General features: G+C 66.8%; 28 protein-coding genes and 2 tRNA genes. 14 read left to right on the forward strand and 16 right to left on the reverse strand.

All coding sequences use genetic code 11. The features are described from left to right. Nucleotides 1–17: 17 nt before the first annotated feature. Together CK944_RS02905 and CK944_RS02910 are read right to left on the reverse strand one after the other, a co-directional pair. Nucleotides 18–1,550, reverse strand: a complete 1,533-nt coding sequence (locus CK944_RS02905; RefSeq protein ID WP_103171528.1) for a sugar ABC transporter ATP-binding protein — start codon at nucleotides 1,548–1,550, stop codon at nucleotides 18–20. After that, nucleotides 1,547–2,212 carry a DUF2291 family protein gene (locus tag CK944_RS02910; protein ID WP_205048997.1) on the reverse strand — a complete coding sequence of 222 codons (666 nt, stop codon included), beginning with the start codon at nucleotides 2,210–2,212 and terminating at the stop codon, nucleotides 1,547–1,549. Before CK944_RS02910 ends, CK944_RS02905 begins: the two co-directional genes overlap by 4 nt. 372 nt (nucleotides 2,213–2,584) lie before the next feature. Between CK944_RS02910 and CK944_RS02915 the strand changes: the two genes are divergently transcribed. The 5 genes from CK944_RS02915 to CK944_RS02935 are packed head-to-tail and all read left to right on the forward strand — an operon-like array spanning nucleotide 2,585 to nucleotide 8,709. Continuing rightward, the gene (locus CK944_RS02915) at nucleotides 2,585–4,156 is read left to right on the forward strand and encodes an FGGY-family carbohydrate kinase (RefSeq protein ID WP_103171529.1); all 1,572 of its coding nucleotides are present in this window, start codon (nucleotides 2,585–2,587) and stop codon (nucleotides 4,154–4,156) included. Further along, entirely contained in the window at nucleotides 4,153–5,670 is a 1,518-nt protein-coding gene (locus tag CK944_RS02920) for a glycerol-3-phosphate dehydrogenase (protein ID WP_103171530.1), read from the forward strand. The genes CK944_RS02915 and CK944_RS02920 overlap by 4 nt, the downstream gene beginning before the upstream one ends. A gap of 5 nt (nucleotides 5,671–5,675) precedes the next feature. Further along, complete coding sequence (locus CK944_RS02925) at nucleotides 5,676–6,608, forward strand: sugar phosphate isomerase/epimerase (protein WP_103171531.1); 933 nt, start codon at nucleotides 5,676–5,678, stop codon at nucleotides 6,606–6,608. Then, nucleotides 6,608–7,756, forward strand: coding sequence for an iron-containing alcohol dehydrogenase (locus tag CK944_RS02930; protein WP_103171532.1), 1,149 nt, complete (start codon nucleotides 6,608–6,610; stop codon nucleotides 7,754–7,756). Before CK944_RS02925 ends, CK944_RS02930 begins: the two co-directional genes overlap by 1 nt. Continuing rightward, a complete protein-coding gene (locus tag CK944_RS02935) occupies nucleotides 7,756–8,709 on the forward strand; it encodes a sugar-binding transcriptional regulator (RefSeq protein ID WP_103171533.1) in 954 nt (317 codons plus the stop codon). The genes CK944_RS02930 and CK944_RS02935 overlap by 1 nt, the downstream gene beginning before the upstream one ends. A gap of 70 nt (nucleotides 8,710–8,779) precedes the next feature. On the opposite strand, the gene tkt is transcribed toward CK944_RS02935, so the two are convergent. After that, nucleotides 8,780–10,810 (reverse strand): transketolase, encoded by a 2,031-nt coding sequence (tkt, locus tag CK944_RS02940; protein ID WP_103171534.1) that lies wholly within the window; start codon nucleotides 10,808–10,810, stop codon nucleotides 8,780–8,782. Nucleotides 10,811–10,953: 143 nt separating this feature from the next. Between tkt and CK944_RS02945 the strand changes: the two genes are divergently transcribed. Genes CK944_RS02945 through fba form a run of 5 tightly spaced genes read left to right on the forward strand, consistent with a single transcriptional unit; the run spans nucleotide 10,954 to nucleotide 14,979 of the window. Next, nucleotides 10,954–11,718: a DeoR/GlpR family DNA-binding transcription regulator gene (locus tag CK944_RS02945; protein WP_103171535.1), complete on the forward strand. Its 765-nt coding sequence runs from the start codon at nucleotides 10,954–10,956 to the stop codon at nucleotides 11,716–11,718. A 4-nt stretch (nucleotides 11,719–11,722) separates the two neighbouring features. Next, entirely contained in the window at nucleotides 11,723–12,496 is a 774-nt protein-coding gene (locus CK944_RS02950) for a triose-phosphate isomerase (protein ID WP_103171536.1), read from the forward strand. After that, the gene (locus tag CK944_RS02955; RefSeq protein WP_103171537.1) at nucleotides 12,493–12,954 is read left to right on the forward strand and encodes an RpiB/LacA/LacB family sugar-phosphate isomerase; all 462 of its coding nucleotides are present in this window, start codon (nucleotides 12,493–12,495) and stop codon (nucleotides 12,952–12,954) included. The genes CK944_RS02950 and CK944_RS02955 overlap by 4 nt, the downstream gene beginning before the upstream one ends. Before the next feature lie 3 nt (nucleotides 12,955–12,957). After that, complete coding sequence (locus tag CK944_RS02960) at nucleotides 12,958–13,938, forward strand: class 1 fructose-1,6-bisphosphatase (RefSeq protein ID WP_103171538.1); 981 nt, start codon at nucleotides 12,958–12,960, stop codon at nucleotides 13,936–13,938. A gap of 6 nt (nucleotides 13,939–13,944) precedes the next feature. Beyond that, nucleotides 13,945–14,979: a class II fructose-bisphosphate aldolase gene (gene fba, locus CK944_RS02965; RefSeq protein ID WP_103171539.1), complete on the forward strand. Its 1,035-nt coding sequence runs from the start codon at nucleotides 13,945–13,947 to the stop codon at nucleotides 14,977–14,979. An 84-nt stretch (nucleotides 14,980–15,063) separates the two neighbouring features. On the opposite strand, the gene CK944_RS02970 is transcribed toward fba, so the two are convergent. Further along, entirely contained in the window at nucleotides 15,064–15,840 is a 777-nt protein-coding gene (locus tag CK944_RS02970) for a glucose 1-dehydrogenase (protein ID WP_103171540.1), read from the reverse strand. A 256-nt stretch (nucleotides 15,841–16,096) separates the two neighbouring features. On the opposite strand from CK944_RS02970, the gene CK944_RS23590 reads away from it, so the two are divergent. From CK944_RS23590 to CK944_RS02985, 3 genes are all read left to right on the forward strand, one after another. After that, complete coding sequence (locus CK944_RS23590) at nucleotides 16,097–16,462, forward strand: hypothetical protein (protein WP_188715144.1); 366 nt, start codon at nucleotides 16,097–16,099, stop codon at nucleotides 16,460–16,462. 86 nt (nucleotides 16,463–16,548) lie between these two features. Next, nucleotides 16,549–18,396: an ABC-F family ATP-binding cassette domain-containing protein gene (locus CK944_RS02980; protein ID WP_103171541.1), complete on the forward strand. Its 1,848-nt coding sequence runs from the start codon at nucleotides 16,549–16,551 to the stop codon at nucleotides 18,394–18,396. A 125-nt stretch (nucleotides 18,397–18,521) separates the two neighbouring features. Further along, a complete protein-coding gene (locus CK944_RS02985) occupies nucleotides 18,522–19,265 on the forward strand; it encodes a MipA/OmpV family protein (protein ID WP_103171542.1) in 744 nt (247 codons plus the stop codon). A gap of 73 nt (nucleotides 19,266–19,338) precedes the next feature. Here the strand turns inward: CK944_RS02985 and CK944_RS02990 are convergent, their stop codons facing one another. The 4 genes from CK944_RS02990 to tig all read right to left on the reverse strand — a co-directional run bounded on the left by CK944_RS02990 (nucleotide 19,339) and on the right by tig (nucleotide 22,153). After that, nucleotides 19,339–20,001 carry a hypothetical protein gene (locus tag CK944_RS02990; protein WP_103171543.1) on the reverse strand — a complete coding sequence of 221 codons (663 nt, stop codon included), beginning with the start codon at nucleotides 19,999–20,001 and terminating at the stop codon, nucleotides 19,339–19,341. Nucleotides 20,002–20,184: 183 nt separating this feature from the next. Beyond that, nucleotides 20,185–20,258: transfer RNA gene (locus tag CK944_RS02995), tRNA-Gly, on the reverse strand. A 41-nt stretch (nucleotides 20,259–20,299) separates the two neighbouring features. Further along, complete coding sequence (locus CK944_RS03000) at nucleotides 20,300–20,719, reverse strand: DUF1489 family protein (protein WP_103171544.1); 420 nt, start codon at nucleotides 20,717–20,719, stop codon at nucleotides 20,300–20,302. A gap of 99 nt (nucleotides 20,720–20,818) precedes the next feature. Further along, complete coding sequence (gene tig / locus CK944_RS03005; RefSeq protein ID WP_103171698.1) at nucleotides 20,819–22,153, reverse strand: trigger factor; 1,335 nt, start codon at nucleotides 22,151–22,153, stop codon at nucleotides 20,819–20,821. 143 nt (nucleotides 22,154–22,296) lie between these two features. On the opposite strand from tig, the gene CK944_RS03010 reads away from it, so the two are divergent. Continuing rightward, complete coding sequence (locus CK944_RS03010; RefSeq protein WP_103171545.1) at nucleotides 22,297–22,746, forward strand: hypothetical protein; 450 nt, start codon at nucleotides 22,297–22,299, stop codon at nucleotides 22,744–22,746. Here the strand turns inward: CK944_RS03010 and CK944_RS03015 are convergent, their stop codons facing one another. The 8 genes from CK944_RS03015 to CK944_RS03050 form a co-directional block, all read right to left on the reverse strand. Continuing rightward, nucleotides 22,747–23,133 (reverse strand): hypothetical protein, encoded by a 387-nt coding sequence (locus CK944_RS03015; RefSeq protein WP_103171546.1) that lies wholly within the window; start codon nucleotides 23,131–23,133, stop codon nucleotides 22,747–22,749. Between the two features lie 17 nt (nucleotides 23,134–23,150). Next, nucleotides 23,151–23,246: transfer RNA gene (locus tag CK944_RS03020), tRNA-Sec, on the reverse strand. A 76-nt stretch (nucleotides 23,247–23,322) separates the two neighbouring features. Continuing rightward, nucleotides 23,323–24,327, reverse strand: a complete 1,005-nt coding sequence (locus tag CK944_RS03025; RefSeq protein ID WP_103171547.1) for a tyrosine-type recombinase/integrase — start codon at nucleotides 24,325–24,327, stop codon at nucleotides 23,323–23,325. Then, on the reverse strand, nucleotides 24,324–24,497 hold the full coding sequence (locus CK944_RS23115) for a hypothetical protein (protein ID WP_158247939.1): 174 nt from the start codon (nucleotides 24,495–24,497) through the stop codon (nucleotides 24,324–24,326). Before CK944_RS23115 ends, CK944_RS03025 begins: the two co-directional genes overlap by 4 nt. After that, nucleotides 24,490–24,681, reverse strand: a complete 192-nt coding sequence (locus CK944_RS03030; RefSeq protein WP_103171548.1) for a hypothetical protein — start codon at nucleotides 24,679–24,681, stop codon at nucleotides 24,490–24,492. Before CK944_RS03030 ends, CK944_RS23115 begins: the two co-directional genes overlap by 8 nt. Before the next feature lie 174 nt (nucleotides 24,682–24,855). Then, complete coding sequence (locus CK944_RS03040) at nucleotides 24,856–25,434, reverse strand: hypothetical protein (protein WP_103171550.1); 579 nt, start codon at nucleotides 25,432–25,434, stop codon at nucleotides 24,856–24,858. Continuing rightward, nucleotides 25,431–25,784: a hypothetical protein gene (locus tag CK944_RS03045; protein ID WP_103171551.1), complete on the reverse strand. Its 354-nt coding sequence runs from the start codon at nucleotides 25,782–25,784 to the stop codon at nucleotides 25,431–25,433. The genes CK944_RS03040 and CK944_RS03045 overlap by 4 nt, the downstream gene beginning before the upstream one ends. Then, nucleotides 25,781–26,407 (reverse strand): Lar family restriction alleviation protein, encoded by a 627-nt coding sequence (locus CK944_RS03050; RefSeq protein WP_158247940.1) that lies wholly within the window; start codon nucleotides 26,405–26,407, stop codon nucleotides 25,781–25,783. Before CK944_RS03050 ends, CK944_RS03045 begins: the two co-directional genes overlap by 4 nt. Nucleotides 26,408–26,486 lie beyond the last annotated feature (79 nt).

A 26,486-nucleotide genomic window follows, 5' to 3' on the forward strand; every position in this document is an offset into this window, starting at 1 on the left:
CCTCGCTCAACGGCCCATCAGGCAGCCACGGACTCGCCCGAGGCGGCCATGATCTTTTCCTTGGAAACGGTGGAATCGAATTCGGCCGAGATCCGGCCCTTGTGCATGACGATGATCCGATGCGCGATGGACAGGCATTCGCTGACCTCGGATGTGGAATAGATGACGGCAAGGCCCCGGCGCGCGCCTTCGGCCAGCAGGCGGAAGACCTCGGCCTTGGCGCCGATGTCGATGCCGCGCGAAGGTTCGTCCAGCATGATGACCTTGGGGTTGGTGGCCAGCATCTTGCCGATCACGACCTTCTGCTGGTTGCCCCCCGACAGCGATCCGATGGGCGCGCCCCCGCCGGACGTCTTGACCGTGACGCTGCGGATGCTGTCGTCGATCAGCCTGCGTTCCGTGCGGCTGCTGGTGAACAGCCCCCGCGTGAAGTTGCGGATGGATGCCAGCGACAGGTTCTGGCCCACGCTCATGGTCTGGACCAGGCCGTCGCGCTGGCGATCCTCGGGGACCAGGGCCAAGCCGCGGGCGATGCGTTCGCCGATGGGCAGGTGAGAAATCTCCTGCCCTTCCAGCACGATCTCTCCGCCGCTGGCGCGCAGCCGTCCCGCGCAGGTTTCCAGCAGTTCGGTGCGCCCCGCGCCCATCAGGCCATAGATGCAGACGATCTCGCCCGCCTTCACGTCCAGCGACAGGTTGCGCACCAGATCCTGCCCGGTCTGGTCGGGCACCGACAGGTTGCGGATCGACAGGGCGACCTGGCCCCTGGCGCTGTCGGGCGGGCTGCCCAGGTCGTAATTCTCGCCCACCATGTTGCGGACGATCCATTCCAGGTCGATGTCCGCGCGGGGCGCATAGGCCGTCATGGTCCCGTCGCGCAGCACCACGGCATGGTCGGTGATCGTCAGCGCTTCTTCCAGGTGGTGAGAGATATAGACGATGCTGACGCCGCGTGCGGTCAGGTCGCGGATGACCTTGAACAGCACCTCGACCTCTGATGCCGAAAGCGCACTGGTGGGTTCGTCCATGATCAGGATGCGGCTGTCCACCGACAGGGCGCGGGCGATTTCCACGATCTGCTGCTGGCCCAGGCGCAGTTCCTCGACCGGGGTCAGGGGGTCGATCTCCTCCTCCAGTTCCTCCATCAACCGGCGGACCTGGCGTTCCTCCTCGGCGAAATCGACGCCCATGGGGCCGCGCAGCTCGCGGCCCATGAAGATGTTGTCGCGGACCGACAGGTTCGGGGCCAGCGACAGTTCCTGGTGGATGATGGAAATGCCCCGGTCGCGGGCCTCGTTCGCGTTGGCGAAGCTGACCGGCTGGCCGTCCAGGATGATCTGCCCGGTGGTGGGCTGGATCACGCCCGACAGGATCTTCATCAGCGTGGACTTGCCTGCGCCGTTCTCGCCGAACAGGGTGGTGACCTGGCCGCGATGGATGTCGAAGTTCACGCCCTTCAGCGCATGGACGTTGCCATACGACTTGGCGACGTTGCGCGCGGCCAGGACCACTTCGCGGGCGTCGGGATCGCCTTGGGTCTGCCGGGTCATTGAACCGCGACCTCGACCGGGGTGATCATCCAGTTCTTGGGGTTGATCAGGCGGAAGGCGCCGGTGACGGTGACGGACTTGCCGGTCAGGCTGGCGGTGTCGATGCCGTCCAGCACGGCGGCCTTCATGGCGCGGTTGATGCCCGATCCGGCGTCCTGGTATTCGATCTGGTTCTTGAAGTCGCCAAAGGCGATGTCGCCCGGCGCGTCGCGCAGGTCGGTGCCGTTGATCGCGGGGCCGGTCTGGACGCGGACGGTGATGTCTTCGGGCACGCCCTCGACCGTCAGAGGATAGACGCCCGAGCGCGCCTCGCCCGCGACGCCGGTCAGGGTCACGAACATGATCGCCCCGGTGGACGATGCCGTGCCGTATTTCTGCGCCGCCGCGTCCTTGTCGGCCAGCACCTCGGGCGCCAGCGTCGCGGCATCCACGGCCTTTTCCTTCACGAAGGCCTGGATGCGCGGGAATTCCTGCTGCCCATAGCTGTCGGGCGAAAAGGCCTGGACGCGGACATCGGCCTCGGACCCGATGGGGACGACGGTGGTGTCAAGCGCGATCGCGCCCGCCAGGACGACGATGGCCGCCACCCCCAGCAGCATCCCGCGCCGCGACGGGGCAGGGGCCTTGGGGGCGGGTTGATGGGAGGTGGTGCTGTGGGTCATGGCTGAAGGCCCCGGATGTCCTGGAGGGAGTGGCGGAAGGCTGCGGAACAGGCGCCGCAGGGTAAAATTCCCCACCGGCTGCGCGCCGTCATCGCCTGTGTTCTGGGCATGTCATCCCCCCTTGTAACCTTTGTCGCGGACCTGCGTTGATTGGCCGCAAGGCCCGGCAGGCGGCCCGCCTCCTCTGACGGAACCTGTCCTTGATCCCGACCTTAGCTGAAATTATTTACGGTGTCTGCAAAAAAATGCATTCACGATGCTTGTCCTTTCGTGTATGGATCCGGGAACGGGGCGCGGTCCTGCCATGGACCCGCGCAGGAGGATTTGGAATGACTGCCGCGAAACTGGGCCTGACGCGCAAGGGACTGATCCATGCCCGGCCGTGACATCCTGATCGGCATCGACGCGGGCACCTCGGTCATCAAGGCGGTGGCCTTCGACCTGTCGGGCGGGCAGATCGCGGCGGCATCCGTGCCCAACCGCTATCATTCGGGCGCCGACGGATCGGCCACGCAACCGCTGCGCCAGACCTGGGACGACTGCGCGGCGGCGCTGTGCGGATTGGGCGCCAAGGTCGAAGGCCTGGCCGCGCGCACGGCGGCGCTGTCGGTGACGGCGCAGGGCGACGGGACTTGGCTGGTCGGGAAGGGCGGGCCGGTGGGGGATGCCTGGCTGTGGCTGGACGCCCGCGCCGCGCCGACCGTGGCGCGCCTTGCCGCCGGCCCCGCCAACCGCGCCCGGTTCGAGGCGACGGGCACCGGCCTGAACACCTGCCAGCAGGGCAGCCAGATGGCGCATATGGACGCCCACGCGCCCGCCCTGCTGGACGGGGCCGAGGTCGCGCTGCATTGCAAGGACTGGCTTTACCTGAACCTGACGGGTGTGCGGGCGACCGATCCGTCGGAAGCCAGCTTCACCTTCGGCAATTTCCGCAGCCGCCAGTATGACGACGCGGTGATCGACGCGCTTGGGCTGAGCCATCGCCGCGCCCTGCTGCCGCCGATCATCGACGGAACCCAGGTCACGCATCCGCTGACGGACGATGCCGCGCGCCAGACGGGGCTTTTGGCGGGCACGCCGGTCGCCCTGGGCTATGTGGACATGGTGATGACCGCGCTTGGCGCGGGCGTCTATGGCGGCGCGGCGGGCGACGTGGCCTGTTCCACGGTGGGATCGACCGGCGTCCACCTGCGCGCGGTCCGCGCAGGCGACGTGCATCTGAACGACGAGGGCACGGGCTATGTCATTTGCCTGCCCATCCCCGGCATCGTCACGCAGGTCCAGACCAACATGGCGGCGACGCTGAACCTGGACTGGGTGCTGGGCATCGCGGCGGGCATCATGTCCGACATGGGCCAGTCCGTGACCCATCGCGACCTGGTCGCGCATATCGAGGGGTGGCTGGCGCAGTCCGCCCCCGGCCAGATCGTCTATCAACCCTATATCTCGGATGCCGGGGAACGCGGGCCCTTCGTCAATGCCGACGCGCGGGCGGGCTTTGTCGGCTTGTCGGCGGGCCACCGTTATCCCGACCTGATCCGCGCCGTGGCCGAGGGCTTGGGCATGGCCATGCGCGACTGCTATGCCGCCATGGGGCCGCTGCCGTCCGAACTGCGCCTGACGGGCGGAGCGGCGCGGTCGCGGGGCCTGCGCGCCATCCTGTCGGCATCGCTGAACGCCCCCGTCCGTGTGTCCGACCGCGACGAGGCGGGCGCGGCGGGGGCCGCGATGATGGCCGCCGTCGCCATCGGCGCCTATCCCGACATGGAAAGCTGCATCGCCGAATGGGTCACGCCCCTGCTGGGCCGGCCCGAAGAACCCGATCCCGCGCTTGTCGCGGCCTATGACGCGCTGTTCCCGGCCTTCACCGCCTCGCGCCGGGCCCTGGTGCCCGCATGGGACGCGCTTGCCGCCGCCCGATCCCTGAAAGGACAATCCCTATGACCCCTGACACCGACATGATCGACCTTTTCGTCATCGGCGGCGGCATCAACGGCGCGGGCGTCGCGCGCGACGCCGCCGGACGGGGGCTGAAGGTCGTGCTGTGCGAAAAGGACGATCTGGCCCAAGGCACCTCGTCCCGGTCGGGCAAGCTGGTCCATGGGGGCCTGCGCTATTTGGAATACTACGAGTTCCGCCTGGTCCGCGAGGCCCTGATCGAGCGGGAGGTGCTGCTGAACGCGGCCCCGCATATCATCTGGCCGATGCGCTTCGTGCTGCCCCATTCACCCGAGGATCGCCCCGCCTGGCTGGTCCGCCTGGGCCTGTTCCTTTACGACCACCTGGGCGGGCGCAAGAAGCTGCCCGGCACCCGCACGCTGGATCTGCGCCGCGATCCCGAAGGCGCGCCCTTGCTGGACCAGTATCACAAGGGGTTCGAATACAGCGACTGCTGGGTGGACGATGCGCGCCTGGTGATCCTGAACGCCGTCGGCGCGGCCGAAAAGGGGGCCGAGGTCCTGACCCGCAGCCCCTGCATTTCCGCCCGGCGCGAGAACGGCGCCTGGACCGTCCAGACCCGCAACGAGGTCACGGGAGAGATCCGCAGCTTCCGCGCCCGCTGCATCGTCAACTGCGCGGGCCCCTGGGTCAGCGACATCATCAGCAACGTCGCGGGCGCGAATTCCGCCCGCAAGGTCCGGCTGGTCAAGGGCAGCCATATCATCGTGCCGAAATGGTGGTCCGGCCAGCAGGCCTATCTGGTCCAGAACCACGACAAGCGGGTGATCTTCGTGAACCCCTATGAAGGCGACAAGGCGCTGATCGGCACCACCGATGTCGCCTATGAGGGCCGGGCCGAGGATGTGGCCGTGGGTCAGGACGAGATCGACTATCTGCTGGCCGCCGTGAACCGCTATTTCAAGGAAAAGCTGCGTCCCTCGGACGTGCTGCACGCGTTTTCGGGGGTGCGCCCGCTGTTCGACGACGGCAAGGGCAATCCTTCGGCCGTGACGCGCGATTACGTCTTCGACCTGGATACGACCGGCGGCGCGCCGCTTCTGAACATCTTCGGCGGCAAGATCACCACCTTCCGCGAGCTGGCCGAACGCGGGATGCACAAGCTGAAGGGCATCTTCCCGGGCATGGGTCCGGACTGGACCGAAACCGCCCCTCTGCCGGGCGGCGAGATCGCCAACGCCGATTTCGAATCCTTCCTGAACCTGCAGCGCGAACTGCATCCCTGGATGCCGCGCCCGCTGATCGTCCATTACGCCCGCCTTTACGGCGCGCGGATCAGGGATGTCGCGGCGGGGGCGATGAACATGGCGGACCTTGGCCGCCACTTCGGCGGCAATCTTTATGAAGCCGAGGTCCGCTATCTGGTCGCCCGCGAATGGGCGCAAACGCCCGAGGACATCCTGATGCGCCGCACCAAGCATTACCTGCACCTGACCCCCGCCGAACAGCAGGCCTTCGCGGACTGGTTCAACGGCTCTGACCTGGCGCGGGCGGCGTGACCGCCATGGCCCTGACGCTGTCGCTGAACACCAACCCGCTGGTCAACCGCTTTGCCGATCCCGACGACCTGATCGACACAGTGGCGCGCGATCTGCGGATCCGCGACCTGCAACTGACGCATGAGTTCATCAACCCGTCCTGGCCCGCCCCGGTGATCCGCCGCCTGACGCGCCAGATGGGCGCGGCCCTGGACCGGACCGGCGTGCGCGTGACCAGCGGGATGACCGGGCCTTACGGGCGGCTGAACCATTTCGGCCACCCGGACCCCGACGTGCGGCGGTATTATGTGGACTGGTTCAAGACCTTCGCCGACATCATCGGCGACCTGGGCGGCACATCGGTCGGCACGCAATTCGCGATCTTCACCTATCGCGATTATGACGACCCGCAGCGGCGCGAGGATCTGATCCAGACCGCCATCGACGCCTGGGCCGAGGTCGCGGACCATGCCAAGGCCGCCGGCCTGTCCTATGTCTTCTGGGAACCGATGAGCGTGGGGCGCGAGTTCGGCGAAACTATCCAAGCCTGCATGGACCTGCAGGACCGGCTGACGGCGGCGGGCATGGCGGTGCCCATGTGGATGATGGCCGACATCGACCACGGCGACGTGACCAGCCCGAACCCGGATGACACCGATCCCTATGCCTGGGCGCGCGCGGTGCCCAAGGTGTCGCCCATCATCCACATCAAGCAGTCGATGATGGACAAGTCGGGCCACCGTCCCTTTACCGCCGAATACAATGCCAAGGGCCGCGTCCAGCCGGAACCGCTGCTGGAGGCCCTGGCCCAGGGCGGCGCCGTGGAAAACGAGATCTGCCTGGAACTGTCCTTCAAGGAACGCGAACCGAACGACCGCCAGGTGATCGCCCATATCGCCGAAAGCGTGGCCTTCTGGGCGCCGCATATCGACAGCGGCGCCGGGGATCTGCGGATCTGATGGCCGCGCCCTTCGCCTTTGCCACGGCGACCGAGATCCTGTTCGGCAGGGGGCAGGCGGATGGCGTCGCCGCGCGGGTGGCGGGGCTTGGGCAACGGGTGCTGCTGGTCCACGGACGCAGCGCCGACCGTGCCGCCTGGCTGGCGGATGCGCTGACGGGGCAGGGATGCGAGGTCACGGCTTTCGCCGTGCCGCGCGAACCCGACACCGATCTGGTGGCCCAGGGCATCCGCGCCGCACAGGGCGCGCAGGTCGTGGTGGCCCTGGGCGGGGGCGCGGTGATCGACGCGGGAAAAGCCATCGCCGCCCTTGTCCCCGCCACGCGCCCGATGCTGGACTACCTTGAGGTCGTGGGTCGGGGCCTGCCCCTGGACCATCCGCCCTTGCCCTTTGTCGCCATCCCCACCACCGCAGGCACGGGGGCCGAGGTCACGCGCAACGCCGTGATCGGCGTGCCGGAACACCGCCGCAAGGTCAGCCTGCGCGACGCGCGGATGCTGCCGCGACTGGCGATCGTGGACCCCGCGCTGACCGATGGCTGCCCGCGCCCTGTGACGCTGGCCTCGGGCCTGGATGCCATCACCCAGGTGATCGAGCCTTTCGTCTGCACCCGCGCCAATGCCTTGACCGACGCCCTGTGCCGCGACGCGATCCCGCGCGGGCTTGCCGCGATCCGGCGGCTGATGGAGGCCGAGGATGCCGAGGCGCGGGACGAGATGGCCTGGGTCAGCCTTTGCGGGGGCCTGGCGCTTGCCAATGCCGGGCTTGGCGCGGTCCACGGGCTTGCCGGGCCGTTGGGCGGGCTGACCGGCGCGCCGCATGGCGCGATCTGCGGCGCGCTGCTGCCCCCTGTGCTGATGATGAACCGCCATGCCGCGACCGATCCGGGCGCCATTGAGCGCCTGGATCAGGTCGCCCGCTGGATCGGCGCAGCCTTCGACACGCCCTTCGCCTCGATGCCCGAGGCGGTGCGGGCGCTTGCCGACTGGTCGCATCGTGCGGGCCTTCCCGCGCTGACCGCGCTTGGCATCGGCCCCGAGGCGCAGGCCGCCGCTGCCCAGGCCGCGGCGGCGTCATCCTCGATGAAGGCCAACCCGGTGGCGCTGAGCGAAAACCAGCTTCGCCGCATCATGGAGGAGGCGGGCTGATGGCGCGACAGGGGGGGATCGACCCGGAACGAAGCCTCGCCACCCGCGCGGCTTGGCTGCATTACGCGGGCGGGCTGACCCAGGCGGCGGTCGCCAAGCGGCTGGGCGTCACCGGGGTCAAGGCGCATCGCCTGATCGCCCGCGCCGTGGCCGATGGCGTGGTCAAGGTCAGCATCGACGGCGAGATCGTGGAATGCGCCATGCTGGAGGACCGGCTTTGCGCGCTTTATGGCCTGGCCTTCTGCGAGGTCGCCCCCGAACTGGGCGAGGAAGGGATGCCCCTGCGCGCCCTGGGCCTGGCCGGGGCCAGCTTCCTGCGCCGCGAAATCGAGCGCGGCGAACACGGGACCATCGGCCTGGGCCATGGGCGAACGCTTGCGGCGGCGGTACAGGAACTGCCGCGGTTTGATGCCAACGGCACATGCTTCGTGTCGCTGCTGGGCGGGCTGACGCGGCATTATTCCGCCAACCGCCACGACGTGATGCACCGGCTGGCCGAACGCACGGGTGCGCAGGCCTATGTCCTGCCGGTGCCCTTCTTCGCCAATTCCGAATCCGACCGCGCGGTGCTGCTGAACCAGCCGGGCGTGCGCGACATCTTCGACCTGGCCAATGGCGCGGATCTGAAATTCGTGGGCATGGGCACGGTCGATCCCGGCGCGCAGCTTGTGGCATCGGGCATGATCGAGCCGCGAGAGATCGACGAAATCCGCGCAGCGGGCGGCGTGGGCGAGATGATGGGCCATTTCTTCGACGCCGGGGGTCGGGTGCTGGAAACCACGCTGTCCGCGCGCACGCTGTCGGCATCGCTGGATGAACCGGGGGAAAGCCGGGTCGTGGTGATCGCGGGCGGGGAGGACAAGGTCCAGGCGATCCGCGCCGCGCTGCGCAGCGGACGCCTGCGCGGGCTGATCACGGACGAGGCGACGGCGCAGGCCTTGGCGGATCAATAGAAAAAGGTGCGTGCAAAGCACGCACCCTACGGTTTGCGGGCAGGGTGCGTGCTTGAACGCACCGTTGCGCTTACTTCGCCGTCACTGCCTTGGCGCGGGCAACGATGGCGTCCGCCGTGATCCCGAACTCCTGATACAGCCGGTCGATGGGGGCGGATGCGCCAAAGCCGGTCATGCCGATCACGTCGTCCTCGGACGCGACATAGCGCGTCCAGCCGAACTTGCCCGCGGCTTCGACCGCGATGCGCGGCGCGTCGCCCAGGGTCGCCTTGCGGTAATCCTCGGGCTGGGCGTCGAACAACTCCCAGGACGGCATCGACACGACGGCGACGTTCAGCCCGCCCTCGTGCAGCGCCTCGGCGGCCTGGACGGCAAGCTGCACCTCGGTCCCCGTCGCGATCAGGGTCACGTCGCGGCCTTCCCCGAACTGGCGGAGGACATAGGCGCCCTTGGCGGTCAGGTTCTCGTCCCCGGCATCAAGGCGCAGTTGCGGCACGTCCTGGCGCGACAGGGCCAGAAGCGAGGGCACGTTGCGGTTGCGGATCGCAATGTCCCAGGCTTCCAGCGTTTCCACCGTGTCGGCAGGGCGCAGGACCGTCAGGTTCGGGATCGCGCGCAGGGATGCCAGATGTTCGATCGGCTGGTGGGTCGGGCCATCCTCGCCCAACCCGATGCTGTCATGGGTCATCACATAGATCGTGCCGACCCCCATCAGCGCCGACAGGCGGATCGCGTTGCGGGCATAGTCGGAAAACACCAGGAACGTCCCGCCATAGGCGATGAAGCCGCCATGCAGGTTGATCCCGTTCATCGCGGCGGCCATGCCGAATTCGCGCACGCCATAGCCGATATAGCGGCCGGGCGCCTGGCGGGTGTATTGGCTGTCCACCGCCTTGACGCGGGTCAGGTTCGATCCGGTCAGGTCGGCGGACCCGCCGATCATTTCCGGCAGGGCGGCGGTCAGGGGTTCCAGCGCCATCTGGCTGGCCTTGCGGGTTGCGGCCTTCTTGGGTTCCGCGAACAGCGCGTCGCGGGCGGCCTTGACGGCGGCGTCATAGCCCTCGGGCAATTCGCCCGACAGGCGGCGGTTGAACTCGTCGCGGACCTCGGCGGACTTGCCGGCCAGGCGGGCTTCCCAGGCCTCGCGGTCGGTGGCGCCGCGGGTGCCGATCCTGCGCCATTCGGACAGCAGGTCCTCGGGGATGACGAAGGGATCATGCGCCCAGCCGATCGCCTCGCGGGTCAGCGCGGCCTCGTCGCGGCCCAGGGGCGAGCCGTGGACCGAATAGGTGCCCGCCTTGTTGGGCGAGCCGAAGCCGATCACCGTCTTCATCGCGATCAGGGACGGCTTGCCCGTTTCCGCCTTGGCCGCCGTGATCGCCGCATCAAGGGCCTTGCCGTCATGGCCGTCGCATTTCTGGACATGCCAGCCGCAGGCCTGGAACCGCGCCGCGACATCTTCCGAAAAGCTGATCGAGGTCGGGCCGTCGATGGTGATGTCGTTGTCGTCGTAAAGCACGATCATCTTGCCCAGGCCCAGGTGGCCCGCAAGGCTGATGGCTTCCTGCCCGATGCCTTCCTGCAGGCAGCCGTCGCCCACGAAGACATAGGTGTGATGATCGACCAGGTCGTCGCCGAATTCGGCCGCCAAAGCCCGTTCCGCAAGCGCCATGCCCACGGCGGTGGCGATGCCTTGGCCCAGCGGGCCGGTCGTCGTCTCGATGCCCTTGGCGTGTCCGTATTCCGGGTGGCCGGCGGTGATCGAGCCCCACTGGCGGAAGTTCTTCACCTGCTCCAGCGTCATGTCCTCGTAACCCGTCAGGTGCAGCAGGCTGTAGAGCAGCATGGACGCGTGGCCGTTCGACAGCACGAAGCGGTCGCGGTCCGGCCAGTCGGGGTTCTTCGCATCGAACTTCAGGTGGTTGCGGAACAGGACCGTGGCCGCGTCAGCCATGCCCATGGGCGCGCCCGGATGGCCCGAATTCGCGGCGTTCACCGCGTCGATGGACAGCGCGCGGATGCAGTTGGCAAGCGCGAAGTTCTGCGGGTCCAGATCGGCCTTGGCGGCGATCTTGGGGTCTTTGGGCGAATCTAGGGGCATGTGGTCCTCCGGCGGTTTGGGGGTGAATACCTCGGACAGGTCGCAACCACAACAATAATCACAAAACTGCATCACAAAGTCACACAAACGATGTTGCGATTTCTGCGGGTGATGTTACAAATGCCCCAACCGAGGAGGATCAGGTGAAGCGCGACGAACGCCGGCAAGCGATCATGGATCTTCTGGTGGGCGCGCGCGCCGTGGATCTGGACGATCTGGCCGACCGCTTTGCCGTGTCGCGCATGACCATCCACCGGGATCTCGACGACCTTGAACAGGCGGGGCTGCTGCGCAAGGTGCGCGGCGGCGCCACCATCGAGGCGGGGACGCAGTTCGAAAGCGACTTCCGCATCCGCGCCTTGCAGGACAGCGACGCCAAGGCCCGCATGGCCCGCGCCGCGCTGGATCTGGTGGAACCGGGCATGACCGTGATGGTCAACGACGGGTCCATGGCAGCACTTCTGGGCGCCAACCTGACCGACAAGGCACCCCTGACCGTCATCACCAACAACGCCGCCGTGATCGACCGGTTGAAGGATGCCCCGCGCATCACGCTGATCGCGCTTGGCGGCACCTACAGCGCCAAGTTCAACGGCTTCTTCGGCACCGTGACCGAGGATGCGCTGTCGCGGCTGCGCGCGGATCTGGCCTTCATCTCGACCCCCGCCGTGGCCGGGCTGCGGGCCTTTCACATGGACGACGCGGCGGTCCGTGCCAAGCGGGCGATGATCGCCGCCGCCGACCGGGCCGTGCTGCTGGTCAACCATACGCGCTTCGGCCGGTCGGCCCTGCACATGCTGGCCGACCTGTCCGATTTCGACGCCATCATCACCGATGCCGCCCCCGCGCCCCCCGATCGCGCCGCGATCGACCGGGCCGGGCTGCGGCTGACCATCGCAAGGGACTGAGCGCATGACGGATTTCTGGATCGGCACAAGCTGGAAGATGAACAAGACGCTGGATCAGGCTCGCGTCTTTGCCGAAGGACTGGCCGCCGCCGACAAGGACCGCGACCCGCGCATCCAGCGTTTCGTGATCCCGCCCTTCACCGCCGTGCGCCAGGTCAAGGAATGGCTGTCAGGCACATCCGTGAAGGTCGGTGCGCAGAACATGCACTGGGCCGACGAAGGCGCCTGGACGGGCGAGATCAGCCCCGTGATGCTGCGTGACTGCAACCTCGACATCGTGGAACTGGGCCATTCGGAACGCCGCGAGCATTTCGGCGAGACGGACGAGACCGTGGGCCTGAAGACCGAGGCCGCCGTGCGCCACGGGCTGATCCCGCTGATCTGCATCGGCGAGACGCTGGCCGAACGCGAATCCGGCCGCGCGCAGGACGTGCTGGAAACCCAGGTGCGCGGCGCGCTGTCCCGCCTGTCGGGCGACCAAAAGAACGCCACGATCCTGCTGGCCTATGAACCGGTCTGGGCCATCGGCGTTAACGGGATCCCCGCCACGTCCGACTATGCCGATGCCCGCCAGGCCGAGATCGTCGCGGTCGCGCAGAACATCCTGGGGCGACGCGTGCCCTGCCTTTACGGTGGCTCGGTCAATCCGGGCAATTGCGAGGAACTGATTTCCTGCCCGCATATCGACGGGCTGTTCATCGGCCGGTCCGCCTGGAACGTGGACGGCTATCTCGACATCCTGGCGCGCTGCGCCGCAACCATCGGAGAGACGAAATGAAACTGGCAATCGCAGGCGACAGCGCGGGCGAGGGTCTGGCCAAGGTCCTGGCCGACCACCTGAAGGACAAGCATCAGGTGTCCGAAATCAGCCGCACCGACGAAGGCCCCGACGCCTTCTATGCCAACCTGTCCGACCGGGTGGCGAGCCAGGTCAAGGACGGCACTTTCGACCGCGCCATCCTGGTCTGCGGCACCGGCATCGGCGTCTGCATCGCGGCCAACAAGGTGCCCGGCATCCGCGCCGCGCTGACCCATGACACCTATTCCGCCACCCGCGCCGCGCTGTCGAACGACGCGCAGATCATCACCATGGGCGCCCGCGTGATCGGCCCGGAACTGGCCAAGGCCATCGCCGACGCCTGGCTGGCCGAGACCGAGAACTTCGACAAGGCCGGCAAGTCCGCAGGCAACGTGAACGCCATCGTCGCGGTCGATTCGAAATACAACAAGGCCTGACGAATGCTGAAACTGCCGAATGACGGCCCGCCTGTGGGCCGCCTGCTGTCGCAGGTCTTGACCGGCGACGGCCCCGCCGCCATCGTCCACGCCATAGCCGAGGCCCAGTTGCCGCTGATGCAGCGCCTGGCCGCGGGACGCCTGCACGGCGACCCGACCGAGATCGTGGGCGTGAACGACTCCGGCGACAAGCAGAAGGCGCTGGATGTCGGCGCCCATCACCACATGATCGAGGTGCTGCGCCGCGCGGGCGTCCGCCAGGTCCTGTCCGAGGAGGTCGAGGCGGTCATCCCCCTCAACCCCGACGGCGAATGGGACGTGGCGATGGATCCCATCGACGGGTCGGGCAGCATCGGCATCGGCGCGCCCCTGGGGATGCTGTTTTCCATCCTGCCCGCCGCGCCCGAGGGTTTCCTGCGCACGGGCGAAGCAGTGGTGGCTGCGGGCTATGCCAGTTTCGGCCATTCGATGGATTTCGGCTGGTCGCTGGGCGACGGCACCCATATCGCCGGTTGGGACGCCGATGCGGGCGAATTCCGCATGGTGCGCGAAAACGTCGCGCTGAAAGCCACCGCATCCACCATCGCCTATAACGCGTCCAACGAACGCCACTGGGAACCGGGCCTGCAACGTTGGGTCGCGGACCTGCGGGCGGGCAAGGACGGGCCGCGCGGGCGCGACTTCAACATGCGCTGGCTGGCCGCCGCCGTGGGCGAATTGCACCGCATCCTGCTGAACGGCGGGGCCTTCCTTTACCCCGCCGACCGCCGCCCCGGATACCAGAACGGCCGGCTGCGGCTGGTCTATGAATGCGTGCCCATCGCCTTTCTGGTCGAACAGGCGGGCGGGCTTGCATCCGACGGCACTCAGCCCATCCGTTATCGCAAACCGTTAGCGGTACACGACATGACGCCCCTGATATTCGGCGCTAAGGACGAGGTCGAGACGATCCTCGGCTATCTTGCCGGGCCAAGCAAAGGATAAGATTTCATGGCTATGATTACCCTGCGCCAGCTTCTCGACCACGCGGCCGAGAATGGCTACGCAGTCCCCGCCTTCAACATCAACAACATGGAGCAGGGCCTGGCGATCATGACCGCCGCGCAGGCGACGAAGTCTCCGGTGATCCTGCAGGCCAGCCGGGGCGCGCGCGCCTATGCCAACGACCTGGTGCTGGCGGGCCTGATCCAGGGCTTTGCCAGGGCATTTCCCGACATCCCGCTGTGCATGCATCTTGACCACGGCAACGGCTTGGCGACCTGCGCCACCGCCATCCAGAACGGCTTCACCAGCGTGATGATGGACGGCTCGCTGAAGGCCGACGGCAAGACGCCCGCCGATTACGACTATAACCGCGACGTGACCGCCCAGGTGGTGCAGATGGCCCATGCCTGCGGCGTGTCCGTGGAGGGCGAACTGGGCGTCCTGGGCAGCCTGGAAACCGGCATGGGCGACCAGGAGGACGGCCACGGCGCGACCGAGCAACTGGGCCACGACCAGCTTCTGACCGACCCGGACGAGGCCGTGCGCTTCGTCAACGACACGAACGTGGACGCGCTGGCGATCGCCATGGGCACCTCGCACGGCGCCTACAAGTTCTCGCGCAAGCCCGACGGCGACATCCTAGCGATGCATGTGATCGAGGAAATCCACACCCGTCTGCCCAACACCCATTTGGTGATGCACGGCTCGTCCTCCGTCCCCGAGGATCTGCAGCAGATCATCAACAGCTATGGCGGCGACATCAAGCCGACCTGGGGCGTCCCAGTCGAGGAGATCCAGCGCGGCATCAAGCACGGCGTTCGCAAGGTCAACATCGACACCGACAACCGCCTGGCCATGACCGCCGCGATCCGCAAGGTCTTCTCGGAAGAACCGTCCGAGTTCGACCCGCGCAAATACCTCAAGCCCGCGATGCAGATGATGTCGCAGGTCTGCAAGGACCGCTTCGAGGCCTTCGGCACGGCCGGCAACGCCGACAAGATCGTCCCGCTGCCGCTGTCGGCGATGGCCTCGCGCTATTGATCTGCGGCTAGGATGAAGATGGGGCCTCGCCGATTGGCGGGGCCTTTTTCGTCGGAAGGATGGCGGGCCGCGCAGGGGCCAGCGTCAGATGCCTGTCGAGCCTGCCAGGATGCCGCCGTCGATCGTCAATTCCGCCCCGGTCATGTAGGCGGCTTCGTCCGAGGCAAGAAGAACCGCGATCGCCGCCACCTCCTCGGGCCTGCCGAACCGGCGCATGGGTGTGTCCGCCACGATGGCCGCTTCGCGTTCCGCCCGGGCCGGGCCTTGGCCCAGCATCGGCTCCCACATCGGGGTCATCACGGCGGCGGGATGGATCGAGTTGCAGCGGATGTTCAGACCCTGTGCGGCGCAATAGAGCGCCACGCTTTTGGTGTGGTTGCGGATCGCCGCCTTCGACGACGCATAGGCCGCTGCCATCGGAACCCCGACCACCCCCGACCGAGAGGAGATGTTGATGATGGACCCCGCCCCCTTGGCACGCATGGCGCGGATCGCGTAGCGGCATCCCAGGAAGGTGCCGTCCAGGTTCACGGCATGAACGGCCCGCCAATGGGAAAGCTGGGCATTTTCCGGATCGTGGCTGGGGGTCGGCTGTTCCTCGAAACCCGTGATCCCGGCGTTGTTCACAAGGATGTCCAGGGTAGGAAACCGTCTTGCGACATTGTCCCAGTCCGCTTCGGATGACACGTCCAGGCGAAGGAAGGTTCCGCCGATGGCATCCGCGACGGCCTCGCCCTGGTCAGTGTCGATATCGGTCACGATGACCTGCGCCCCCTCAGATGCGAAGGCCTTGGCGATGGCTTCACCGATGCCGCGCGCCGCCCCTGTTACCAGGGAGGTCTTGCCTGCAAGTCTGGTCATGAAAAACCTTGGACAAGGATTGAACGAAGGCACGCCTGTCAGGCGGGCCGACTGCAAGTGTCGATTGGCCGGATCACCGGTGACGCTTGTTCATGTCCATAACTCCTGCTGAATGGCGAACCTACACCCGACAGGCCCGTCCTTCAAGAACAAGGCTTCGAGGAGGACCGGCAGCCTGGCCCCCGAGGCGTCTCTTGCGCTGAAACTTCTCTGCCTCTTTCCGGTTATCCCCCCGACACTGGAAAGGAACCCCGCCATGGCCACCGAACCCAAACCCAGCCGCGGCATGCCCCGGTCGCTGATTTACGCGCTGATCCCCGCCGGTTTTCTGATCATGGTCGCCTTCATGGTCCTGTCGGGACGCGACCGGTCCGAAACCGCTGCAGAGGCCGCAGTCGAAACGACGGATACCGCGCCCCTGCCGATCGAAAACGCGCCGGGCACCGCGCCCCCTGCTGACGCCGCACCGGCGGATGCCGCACCGGCGGAGGCAGCCCCAGCAGAAGCCGCGCCTGCGGATACTGCCCCAGCAGACGCCGCGCCCGCAGACGCGCCCCCGGCCGACGCAGCGCCGGCGGATGCCGCCCCCGCAGACGCCGCCCCGGCCGAACCGGCCAACTGACGCCTCGGCCCCGTGCCGCATGACGCCGGGGCGCGGCGGGGCGGTCGCCGCTTGACGCCGCCCCCTGCATCGGCCATGCCCCGGCCATGCTGCGCATCGACGACATATCCTATTCCATCCAGGGCCGCCCCTTGTTCGAAGGGGCCTCGGCCACCATTCCCGAAGGCCACAAGGTCGGCCTTGTCGGTCCCAACGGCGCGGGAAAGACCACGCTGTTCCGGCTGATCCGCGGCGAACTGAGCCTCGACGGCGGCGACATCAGCCTGCCCAGTCGCGCCCGCATCGGCGGCGTCGCGCAAGAGGCGGCGGGGACCGCGACCTCGGTCCTGGAAACTGTCCTGGCCGAGGACAAGGAACGCGCGGCCCTGCTGGCGGAAAGCCACAGCGCCACCGACGCGCATCGCATCGCGGACATCCAGACCCGGCTTGCCGATATCGACGCCTGGTCGGCCGAGGCGCGGGCGGCGTCCATCCTGGACGGCCTCGGCTTTTCCACCGCCGACCAGGCGCGGCCCACCAGCGACTTTTCCGGCGGCTGGCGGATGCGCGTGGCGCTGGCGGGCGTGCTGTTCGCGCAGCCCGACCTGCTGCTGCTGGACGAACCCACGAACTATCTGGACCTGGAAGGCGCGCTGTGGCTGGAAACCTATCTGGCGCGCTATCCGCACACGGTCATCATCATCAGCCACGACCGCGACCTTTTGAACCGCGCCGTCGGCCATATCCTGCATCTCGAAAACCGCAAGCTGACGCTCTACACCGGCGGCTATGACGATTTCGCGCGGATGCGGGCCGAACGCCGCGCCCTGCAAGCGGCCGAGGCCAAGAAGCAGCAGGCCCGCCGCGCGCATCTGCAAAGCTTCGTGGACCGCTTCGGCGCCAAGGCCAGCAAGGCCCGCCAGGCCCAAGCCCGCGTCAAGATGCTGGCCCGGATGGAGCCGATCACCGCGCCCGAGGAAGCCAAGTTCCACCGCTTCGGCTTTCCCCAGCCCGAGGAACTGTCGCCCCCCATCGTCGCGATGGAAGGGGTCAGCGTCGGCTATGACGGGCGCGCGGTCCTGCGCAAGCTGTCGCTGCGCATCGACCAGGACGACCGGATCGCCCTTCTGGGCCGGAACGGGCAGGGGAAATCGACGCTGTCCAAGCTTCTGGCCGAACGCCTGCCCGCGATGGAGGGCAAGCTGACCCGGTCGTCCAAGCTGCGCATCGGATACTTCGCCCAGCACCAGGTGGACGAACTGGATCTGGCCGAAACGCCCCTGGACCATATCCGCAGGCTTCGCCCGAACGAGGCGCCGCCCCGGCTTCGCGCGCGCCTGGCGGGCTTCGGCCTGATGGAGGCGCAGGCCGAAACAAAGGTCGGCCAACTGTCCGGCGGGCAGAAGGCGCGGCTGTCGCTGCTGATCGCGACCATCGACGCGCCGCATCTGCTGATCCTGGACGAACCGACCAACCACCTGGACATCGAATCCCGCGAAGCCCTGACCGAGGCGCTGAACGACTATACCGGCGCGGTGGTGCTGGTCAGCCACGACATGCACCTGCTGGGCCTGGTCGCGGACCGGCTGTGGCTGGTGCGTGACGGGGCCGTCGCGCCATACGAGGGCGACCTGGACGATTACCGCCGCTTCCTGCTGGGCGGGGACGAGCCGAAGGTGGTCGAGGAAAAGCCGAAATCCGCGCCGAAACGCGCGCCGCGCGACGAGTTGCTGGCCCTGCGCGCCGAGGCCCGCCGGGCCGAGGAACGCGTCCAGAAGCTGGCCGAGATGCTGCAGAAGCTGGACGTGAAGCTGGCCGATCCGGCGCTGTACAACGACCCGCACGAGGCGAAACGCTGGTCCGCCAAGCGCGCCGAAGCCGTGCAGGCCATGGCGCGGGCCGAGGATATCTGGATGAATGCGTTGGAAAATCTGGAAGGCGCGGAGCGGGGATAGCTGTTGCGCAAATGTGCCGCCCGGGCGATGATCGTTAACGATTGGCCCGTGGCGCCTTGTGCAGTGTAACGATTCGACCCTAGGAAGCGATTACATCCCGCCGACCCCTCCTGAAGGAAACGACCATGAAACATGTGCTGGCCTTGGCCGTCCTTGCCGCATCCGCTGCCACGGGTGCTCATGCGCAGGATTTCGGCTTTGCAGGCCGCGAGTTTTCGGTCGATCTGGGGGTCGGCGTGGATGTCGGCCCGGATTATCCGGGTTCCGACGATGCCGAGGCCGGTCCCTGGCTGATCTGGCGCAACGCGGGCTTCGGCCCCCGGGGCAGCAACCTGCGCGAGGGTTTCGCGATCTCTCCCTCCTTCGGGACGGTCGGCGAACGCGATGCGTCGGACAGCGACGATCTGGCGGGGATGAAGGACATCGACCGCGCCTATGAACTGGGTCTGCGCGTCAGCTATGGCGCGGGTCCGGTGACGGCCTTCGGTTCGGTCCGCAAGGGCTTTGACGGGCACGAGGGGCTGACCGGGGAAGTCGGCGCAAGATACCGCACCGAACTGTCCGACCGCGTCACCCTTTGGTCGGGCCTGAGCTTCGGCTATGGCGACGGCGATTACAACGCCACCTATTTCGGCGTCACCCCCGAGGAGGCGATCGGGGGCCGTCCCGCCTATGACATCGGCGGCGGCTTCAACAAGGCGTCGATCACCTTCGAGGCGCAATACGCTCTGACGGAAAACACCTCGCTTCTGGGCGAAATCGAATACGGCAAGCTGATCGGCGATGCCGCGGATTCGCCGGTGGTCCAGGACGAATACCAGCCCGCGATCAAGTTCGGGGTCGTGCGCAAGTTCTCGTTCGGGTTCTGACCCGGAACATCCGAAACCGAAAGGCCGCGACACTGTCGCGGCCTTTTTCGTTGTTCAGCGCAGGGGCATTCGATCAGGCTGGCTTGCGGCGACGGCGCGTCATCGCCAGGGCGCCGATCCCCAGGCCCAGAAGGCCCGCCGACATGGGCAGCGGCACCGGCGCGGGCTGGTTGACGGACAGAACGGTGAACTCGGCCATTCTGTTGAAGAAGGTCATCGTTCCCCAGCCCAGCGACTCGGACGACAGATAGTCGTTGTTGAACAGATAGGTCAGCGCCCCGCCCGGTGTCGCATCGACCGTCAGCGACCGAAATTCGCCAAACAGCATATCGCCGTCGGCATAGGTGGCCGTCACGCCGTCCGTGCAGCCGACACCGGCAAGATTGCAGCGCAGCGCGTGGCCGCCATTGTCGAAGGGGGCGATCATGTCGCCGGGATCCTCGGGGACGGCCAGCGTGGCGCGGAACGCCACCATGTCGCCGATGGCCAGCCCCGGTCGCAGGGTCGGCAGCGCCAGGGCGCTTTCCTCGGCCAGAAGGGTATCGAAGTAATGATCCCGCCATCCCGCCGGATCGGCCGGACCGGCGGTGCCGTAATCCGTTACCGATAGATCGGTGTATGTCGTGCCCTCGTATCGCAGGCTGATATCGAACCGGGCCAGGGTGGCCGCATTCGCCTGTCCGCCGATGCCGATCGCCAAGCCTGCCGCCAGCAGGGAAATGACCGTGATTTTCATGCTCGAGCTTCCCGTCGCAAGATGCGGCATCCCAAGGCCGCGTCCCTCGATTACCGGCCGCAGTCGGCATCATGTCAAACCGAAACACGCTCGCATTCGGAGATAGGCGAAAAAGGGATCATCCCGGGGAAAAGCCGCCGATGCGCTTTCGACGCGGCGATGCGGATCGGTCAAGCAGGGGATTGGAGCGGGTGAAGGGAATCGAACCCTCGTATTCAGCTTGGGAAGCTGCTGCTCTACCATTGAGCTACACCCGCGTGGCGCCTTGGCTAAACGAAGGCGCGGGCCTCGTCAAGCGTCAGACAAGGCCCATCTCGGCAAGCGCGGCCGCCATCTGCGGGGGCAGGGCGGCGTCGCCTTCCCGACCGCGCGGCATGTCGGCGGGCGCATCCTGGGCGGAAAGATAGCGCCAGCCCTGGAAGGGGCGGCGCGGCACGGCCGTGACCGGCACGATGTCGCGATCCAGGATCAGCGCGCAGCGGCGGATGCCGTCGTCGCGGTGGTGTTCGTCCAGCCGGACGATCCGCTGGCGGGCCAGCATGACGCCCTTGAAGACCCAGAAGATCGACCCGCCCGCCAGAAGCTCATCCTCTCGCTTGGGCCACATGCGGGTGACATGGACGGCATGGCCGTCGCCGAAACGCCGCTGCCATTCGGCCAGATCCTCGGGGCCTTCGGCGCCCACGCAAAGCTTCATAAGGTGGAGTTGTGCTGACATGGCCGCAAGATAGGGGGTACCCGGCCACCTCACAAGGTGGCCGCAATTGAAAAGGCCGCGCGGGATGGCGCGGCCTTTCGGTTCAGTGAAAAGGGACGATCAAAGCTCGTCCAGGGCCTCGACGGCCTTTTCCAGTTCTTCCTTGGTCACGGTCTTTTCGGTGACCTGCGCCTGTTCGGCGATGTGATCGACGACCTTGTCCTCGAAGATCGGGGCGCGCAGCTGCTGCTGAACGGCCTGGTTCTGCTGGACGAACTCGAAGAAGGCGCGTTCCTGGCCGGGATACTGACGCGCGGCGCGCAGCACGGCCTGGGTCATTTCCTGGTCGGTGACGGTCACCTCGGCCTTCTGGCCGATCTCGGCCAGCAGCAGGCCCAGGCGCACGCGACGCTCGGCCAGCTTCTTGTGTTCCTCGGTCGGCTCGATGTTGCCGTGGTTGTGGTCGTGGACCTCGGGGTTTTCCTCGTGCCACAGCTGGTGGGCGATCTGCTGCGCCTCGGCCTCGACCAGCGATTCGGGCAGGTCGAACTTCACCTTCTCGTCAAGCTGGTCCAGCAGCGAGCGCTTCAGGATCGCACGGGCGGCGCCGGCATATTCCTGTTCCAGGCGGCCGGCGATCTGCTTCCTCAGGCCTTCCAAATCCTCGGCGCCGAACTTCTTGGCCAGCTCGTCGTCGATCTCCGCGGCCTTGGGGGCCTTCACTGCCTTGACCTTGCATTCGAAGGTGGCGTCCTTGCCCGCCAGATGCGGGGCGCCGTATTGATCGGGGAACTTGACGTTCACCGTCACGTCGTCATCGGCCTTGGCGCCGACCAGCTGGTCCTCGAAGCCCGGGATGAAGCTGTTCGAGCCCAGCACCAGCGGGTAATCCTCGCCCGCGCCGCCCTCGAAGGCCTCGCCATCGACAAAGCCCTTGAAGTCGATGACCACCTGGTCGCCGTCCTTGGCCTTGCTGCCCTTCTTGCGGTCCTCGAAGGACTGGGCCGACTTCGCCAGGTTCTCCAGCGCCTCGTTGATGGCGGCTTCCTCGGCCGGGACGGTCAGCTTTTCCAGGGTCAGGGTGGTCAGGTCCACCTCGGGGATCGCGGGCAGCGCCTCGTAGGAAACGTTGACGACCACGTCGTCGCCTTCCTTCCAGGTCTCGCCGTTCTGCATTTCCACCTTGGGCTGGGTCGCGGGACGGTCGCCCGAGGTGTCCAGGTGGTTCTTCAGCGCGCCGTCGATGGCTTCCTGCATGGCGTCGCCCAGGATACGCTGGCCGAACTGCTTCTTCAGCATGGCCATCGGGACCTTGCCCTTGCGAAAGCCCTTCATCTCGACTTCGGGCTGCGCTTCCTTCAGCTTCGCATCGACCGTCGCGGCCAGATCAGCTGCCGGCAGGGTGAACTGATAGCCCCGCTTGAGACCTTCGTTCTGCGTTTCCGTGACCTGCATCATCGTCCTCATGCCATAATGGCCGCCACGACCGGCAGCCCGAAAAATTCCCGTCCTTCTAGTCGCGGGGTCAGGTCTCTGCAAGCGGAACCCGCGCGGCGGCCGGGGCGTTTTCCGCCGTCCCCATCTGCAAAAGGCCCGCCATGACCCGTTTCAGCGTCATCATCGCCACCAGCCTTCTGGCCGCCGGCACAGGCTGGGCCCAGACCGCCGCATCCCCCGACATCGCCCAGCCCCGCGCCGCGACCGAAGCAGCCGCGGCCCAGGACGCCGCCCGCAACCAGGCGCCCGGTGGGCAGGTCCAGGGAACGCAGCCGGCCGCCACGCAGGAAGCCGGCCAGTCCGGCGAAGGGGATTGCCCGGCACCTGGCACCGTGGCCGAGCCCGCCACGACGCCGCAGCCGGGAAGCGACAGCACCGAGGCCAACAACGCCGGCAGCAGCGGCTGGAGCGGCGGCCTGGGCGGATCCCACCTGGGCACGAACACGCAAGGCGCGGTGAACGCCTCGCCGACCTGGCAGCCGCCGACGGCGCGGGGTCTGGACCTGACCGGCCGGGCCGAACCCGTGGCGGCTACGGCGCCCGACTGCTGATCAGTTGAGGATCGGCGGCTGGGGCTCGGCGTCGTCCAGCCGCAGCCGCAGCCCGTCGCGGTTCAGGAACTCTCCGTCGCGGATCAGGGTGCGGTCGCCGTTCATGGCGCGGACAAGCTGGTCCAGCCGGTCGCGGGCGATGTCGTCCTTGACCAGCCCCTCGCGGCCGGCGCGGAACAGGACCACCGCGTCCCAAGCCACGCCCGATCCGTCTAGATAGGCCGTCATGTCGGGCCAGCGGATCTCGTCCCCGATCACATGCAGATAGGCCGACCGCAACAGGTCGATCCGCCCGTCGCCGATGCCCAGAAGCACGATCAGCATCGTGAAGCCCTGGGTTTCGGCAAAGGTCTGCTGCACCCAGTCGTCGAAATCGGTCTCGTTCATGGCTGGCCTTGGGATGATGGCGGAAGGGAATGGGAGTCGAACCCACCCGGGACAGTCTCGCTGCCCCAACCGGATTTGAAGTCCGGCCAGACCACCGGGTCTGATGCCCTTCCATGGGGTTATCCTTCAAACACTTAGCCTTTCCTGCCATTGGGTGCAATGAGGCGCTTCGCAACATCTTCGCAACATTCATTGTTCACCCCCTGTTCGTTCCCGGCGCTTCTGCGCCTCTTTCGCGCGGGATTTCTGACGTGCGGCCCCGGCATAATGGGCCACCATCCTTTTGGACGTGTGCCCTGTTACCGACATGATTAGTTCGTCCGAACAGCCAAGCGCGGCTAGTTCGTGGGCCGTGGTGTGGCGCAGTCCGTGCATGTCGTAGGCTTCCGCCCCGATGCGCTTTCGGATGACCATCATCATCCCCCAGGCCCCGTCATAGCTGGTCGGCTGGCCGTTCGGCTGGGCGCAGATCGTCAGGCCCGCCTTGGGTGTGGCTTCTAGCGCGGCCCGCAGATCAGCCGTCAGTGGGATCCACAGTGCGGCCCCGGTCTTGCCCTGGCGAACGCTGATGCCCCCGTCCGATATGTCGTTCCAGCGCATCCGCAGCACGTCCCCGATCCGCTGGCCGGTCCCGATCAGCAGTTCAAAGATCAGCCGGTGACGGGTGCCAAGCTGGGCCTCGGCCCGGAAGGCATCAATCTTGTCTTGCGGCCACGGCAGGCGCGGCGCGGCTTCGCTCTTGATCAGGCGTGTTCCTTCGGCCGGGTTGTCCTTGCGCCAGCCGATGTCGATGGCGTGTTCCATCATCACGCGGATAACCTGCACGATGTAGTTTGCGAAACGCACGGCGTCCCGGTTGCTTTCCTGCGCCCGGATCACGTCCTTGCGCTGCATCCTCTCGGCTGACAGGTGGCCCAGCTTGTCCTTGATGTAGTCCAGCACCCGGTTGTAGTCCTGCTTGCTGCGGGCCGACAGCTTCGTATAGCGGTCGCTCTGCTGGTAGCTGATGGCGAGGTCGCGCAAGGTCTTGCCTTGCGGGGCAGGGGCGCGGCCCCGCAGGATCAGCGCATACTCGGCGGCAAACTCAGGCGTTCCTGGCGCGGACTGAAACCGCACCGTCTTGAAGCCCCGCCGCTGGAAATAGACCCCGCCGCCCGGCTTCGCATAGACATACTTCGGCAGGGCGTTCTTCATCGGCGCATATCCGTCAGGTCAAAGTCATCCCCTGGCAACTGCGGGGCGCAGCGAACGTCGATTTCCCCCGTGGGCAGGATGCGGAAGCCTGCCACCGGCAAGCCCGCTTCCTTTGCCACGCGAATGGCCTTTTCCAGATCGGTCTGGCGGAAGGTTGCGCGTTCACCCATCACTGTATCTCCACACCTCAACGTTTCGACGGATCACCCTCGCCTGCCGTTCGCTGACCTCGGGGATGACAAACTGACTGTTCAGCCATCCAGCATCTTCAGTGTATGCAAGCCCTTCACGGTCCAGCCAGCGGCGGAAACTTCGCCGCACAGTGAAGTCGGCGGTGATGACAGCCTTAGCCATCCTGCCTCTCCTTGCTGCCCTTGATTAGAGCCCAGGTGGCGTGGATCAGGGCCATAGCGTGGAAGCCCACGGCTGTAAAAAGGGCGATACCTTCCGACCAATAGAGCCCATCCGGGGTCGTGCGGGCAACGATCAGCCAAACGCCTGCCGCAACCATGTATCCGGTCCACTTGCTCACAACCGGCCCTCCTTGCTGTCACGGTCGGGGAACAGCCGCCGCTTCATGGCATCACGGCTATCTGCATTCGCGCGCTGCCGGGCTATTTCGTCCCGTGTCGCCTTCTCCACCGCCTCCCGCACCCGCTCTGCGATCAGCCGGTCTAGTGCGGCGGGGTCGGGGAGGGGGAGGGCTGCATCAAGAGCGCGCTTGAGCAACTCGACCTTAGCGTCATCTTGCTCATCACCACGAATGTCGCTGTGGTAGTGGAAGCCCTTCCCGTTCGCAAACACCACTCCCAAGGTGCGCGCATCACCTTCGTCAACGTATTCCATAAATTCGTGGAATGGGCCGTTCTCCATGACCTCAACGCGCATCATTCGCCGCGCAATGGCTTCGGTGTCTCGCATCGCTTGGGCCGCTGCGGCTGCGCGGGCGTCGGCAAGGTCGCGTTCGGATAGGAGGGCGCGGAGAGTGGCGACCATTTCAGGGATGCCAGCCGTCTGATCCGCGAACGGTGCGCAGGCAATCATGCGCTGGATGTATTCGCGCGACGTGTCCGGCGCTTGCGTGTCGATCTTCGGTGCGTCGGTCATACGGATGGTCCTTTGGCGATATGGGCGTTGATCCAGTCGGCAAGGGCCTTCATGTTGGCCGTCCCGTCGATCTTATAGGTGTGGTCCCCTAGTTCTCCGAACCATGCACCCCATTCCAGAATGGCTTCGTTATCCCTGAATGCAGCCGCCAGTTCTTCGGGTGATATCGGTTCCGCCTCTGCCACCGCATCGGGGGCGGGCTGTGCGGCGGTGTGGGCGTCGAGGAGGCGCAGGACGGCTTCACGCAGGATGTATTCGCCGTTGTCATCCAAGCACATTCCTTGCTTGTAATCTTTAGGATCCCACCTGGTCAGCGCCGCGATCTGGTCGCGCAGGGTGCGTTCGGTCATGTGCGGTCTCCCGTGGGCTGGGTGAGGGCGGCGCGGGTGAAGCTGTCCATCCGCCCACCGGCTCGTTCCAGAATGTCATAGTGCGTCGGGTGCAGATGACCTTTCGGCAGCCCGGCGTCCCGCGCGTGCTGAACAGCCCACGGCGCACAGAAAGCAATGACGCTGGATTTCAGGTCGTCGTTCTCCGCTTTCAGCCGCGCCAGTTCGGCTGCTTGGGCTTCCACGTCTGCGCACAGGGCCTCGTTCGCTGCGTTTGCGCGGTCAACGGAGGCAGCGAGGGCTTCGATGGTGGCTGCGGCGTCCTTGCACTTGCTGTCGTTGCAATGCTCGTCCGGGTTCGCGCTCCGCAGTTCCGCGACCAGCCCCGCAACATCATCCGGCACGGCAGGGGCGGGGACGCGGCGGTTCCAGGCGGCAATCGCATCGGCGCGGGTTTGATGGCCAACATCAGAGACGGTGTTGGCTACCCCGCAGGACGGGCAGTTGCAGAAATACGCCTCGGTGACGGGTTCGCCGTTGCTCCATGTCATATCGGGGCAAGGCTTGGTCCACCGTTGGTAGCCTTCGGCGCTGGCTTCACCGCCGCAGAACGGGCAGGGCAACAGCTTCGGTTCATCGCTCATGTGTCGGCTCCTGCCGGGGTTGTGTTGAAAAGCGGGCGGCAGCGACCGTGCCGCCGCCCGAGGTGCCCGCGACAGGCGA

The organism is Paracoccus sp. SY (assembly GCF_002901215.1).
Lineage (GTDB): Bacteria > Pseudomonadota > Alphaproteobacteria > Rhodobacterales > Rhodobacteraceae > Paracoccus > Paracoccus acridae.

Coding starts and splice junctions, on each gene's coding strand:
- CK944_RS02905 (WP_103171528.1), bottom strand. CDS start 1,550: ATGACCCGGCAGACCCAAGGCGATCCCGACGCCCGCGAAGTGGTCCTG.
- CK944_RS02910 (WP_205048997.1), bottom strand. CDS start 2,212: ATGACCCACAGCACCACCTCCCATCAACCCGCCCCCAAGGCCCCTGCC.
- CK944_RS02915 (WP_103171529.1), top strand. CDS start 2,585: ATGCCCGGCCGTGACATCCTGATCGGCATCGACGCGGGCACCTCGGTC.
- CK944_RS02920 (WP_103171530.1), top strand. CDS start 4,153: ATGACCCCTGACACCGACATGATCGACCTTTTCGTCATCGGCGGCGGC.
- CK944_RS02925 (WP_103171531.1), top strand. CDS start 5,676: ATGGCCCTGACGCTGTCGCTGAACACCAACCCGCTGGTCAACCGCTTT.
- CK944_RS02930 (WP_103171532.1), top strand. CDS start 6,608: ATGGCCGCGCCCTTCGCCTTTGCCACGGCGACCGAGATCCTGTTCGGC.
- CK944_RS02935 (WP_103171533.1), top strand. CDS start 7,756: ATGGCGCGACAGGGGGGGATCGACCCGGAACGAAGCCTCGCCACCCGC.
- tkt (WP_103171534.1), bottom strand. CDS start 10,810: ATGCCCCTAGATTCGCCCAAAGACCCCAAGATCGCCGCCAAGGCCGAT.
- CK944_RS02950 (WP_103171536.1), top strand. CDS start 11,723: ATGACGGATTTCTGGATCGGCACAAGCTGGAAGATGAACAAGACGCTG.
- CK944_RS02955 (WP_103171537.1), top strand. CDS start 12,493: ATGAAACTGGCAATCGCAGGCGACAGCGCGGGCGAGGGTCTGGCCAAG.
- CK944_RS02960 (WP_103171538.1), top strand. CDS start 12,958: ATGCTGAAACTGCCGAATGACGGCCCGCCTGTGGGCCGCCTGCTGTCG.
- fba (WP_103171539.1), top strand. CDS start 13,945: ATGGCTATGATTACCCTGCGCCAGCTTCTCGACCACGCGGCCGAGAAT.
- CK944_RS02970 (WP_103171540.1), bottom strand. CDS start 15,840: ATGACCAGACTTGCAGGCAAGACCTCCCTGGTAACAGGGGCGGCGCGC.
- CK944_RS23590 (WP_188715144.1), top strand. CDS start 16,097: ATGGCCACCGAACCCAAACCCAGCCGCGGCATGCCCCGGTCGCTGATT.
- CK944_RS02980 (WP_103171541.1), top strand. CDS start 16,549: ATGCTGCGCATCGACGACATATCCTATTCCATCCAGGGCCGCCCCTTG.
- CK944_RS02985 (WP_103171542.1), top strand. CDS start 18,522: ATGAAACATGTGCTGGCCTTGGCCGTCCTTGCCGCATCCGCTGCCACG.
- CK944_RS02990 (WP_103171543.1), bottom strand. CDS start 20,001: ATGAAAATCACGGTCATTTCCCTGCTGGCGGCAGGCTTGGCGATCGGC.
- CK944_RS03000 (WP_103171544.1), bottom strand. CDS start 20,719: ATGTCAGCACAACTCCACCTTATGAAGCTTTGCGTGGGCGCCGAAGGC.
- tig (WP_103171698.1), bottom strand. CDS start 22,153: ATGCAGGTCACGGAAACGCAGAACGAAGGTCTCAAGCGGGGCTATCAG.
- CK944_RS03010 (WP_103171545.1), top strand. CDS start 22,297: ATGACCCGTTTCAGCGTCATCATCGCCACCAGCCTTCTGGCCGCCGGC.
- CK944_RS03015 (WP_103171546.1), bottom strand. CDS start 23,133: ATGAACGAGACCGATTTCGACGACTGGGTGCAGCAGACCTTTGCCGAA.
- CK944_RS03025 (WP_103171547.1), bottom strand. CDS start 24,327: ATGAAGAACGCCCTGCCGAAGTATGTCTATGCGAAGCCGGGCGGCGGG.
- CK944_RS23115 (WP_158247939.1), bottom strand. CDS start 24,497: ATGGGTGAACGCGCAACCTTCCGCCAGACCGATCTGGAAAAGGCCATT.
- CK944_RS03030 (WP_103171548.1), bottom strand. CDS start 24,681: ATGGCTAAGGCTGTCATCACCGCCGACTTCACTGTGCGGCGAAGTTTC.
- CK944_RS03040 (WP_103171550.1), bottom strand. CDS start 25,434: ATGACCGACGCACCGAAGATCGACACGCAAGCGCCGGACACGTCGCGC.
- CK944_RS03045 (WP_103171551.1), bottom strand. CDS start 25,784: ATGACCGAACGCACCCTGCGCGACCAGATCGCGGCGCTGACCAGGTGG.
- CK944_RS03050 (WP_158247940.1), bottom strand. CDS start 26,407: ATGAGCGATGAACCGAAGCTGTTGCCCTGCCCGTTCTGCGGCGGTGAA.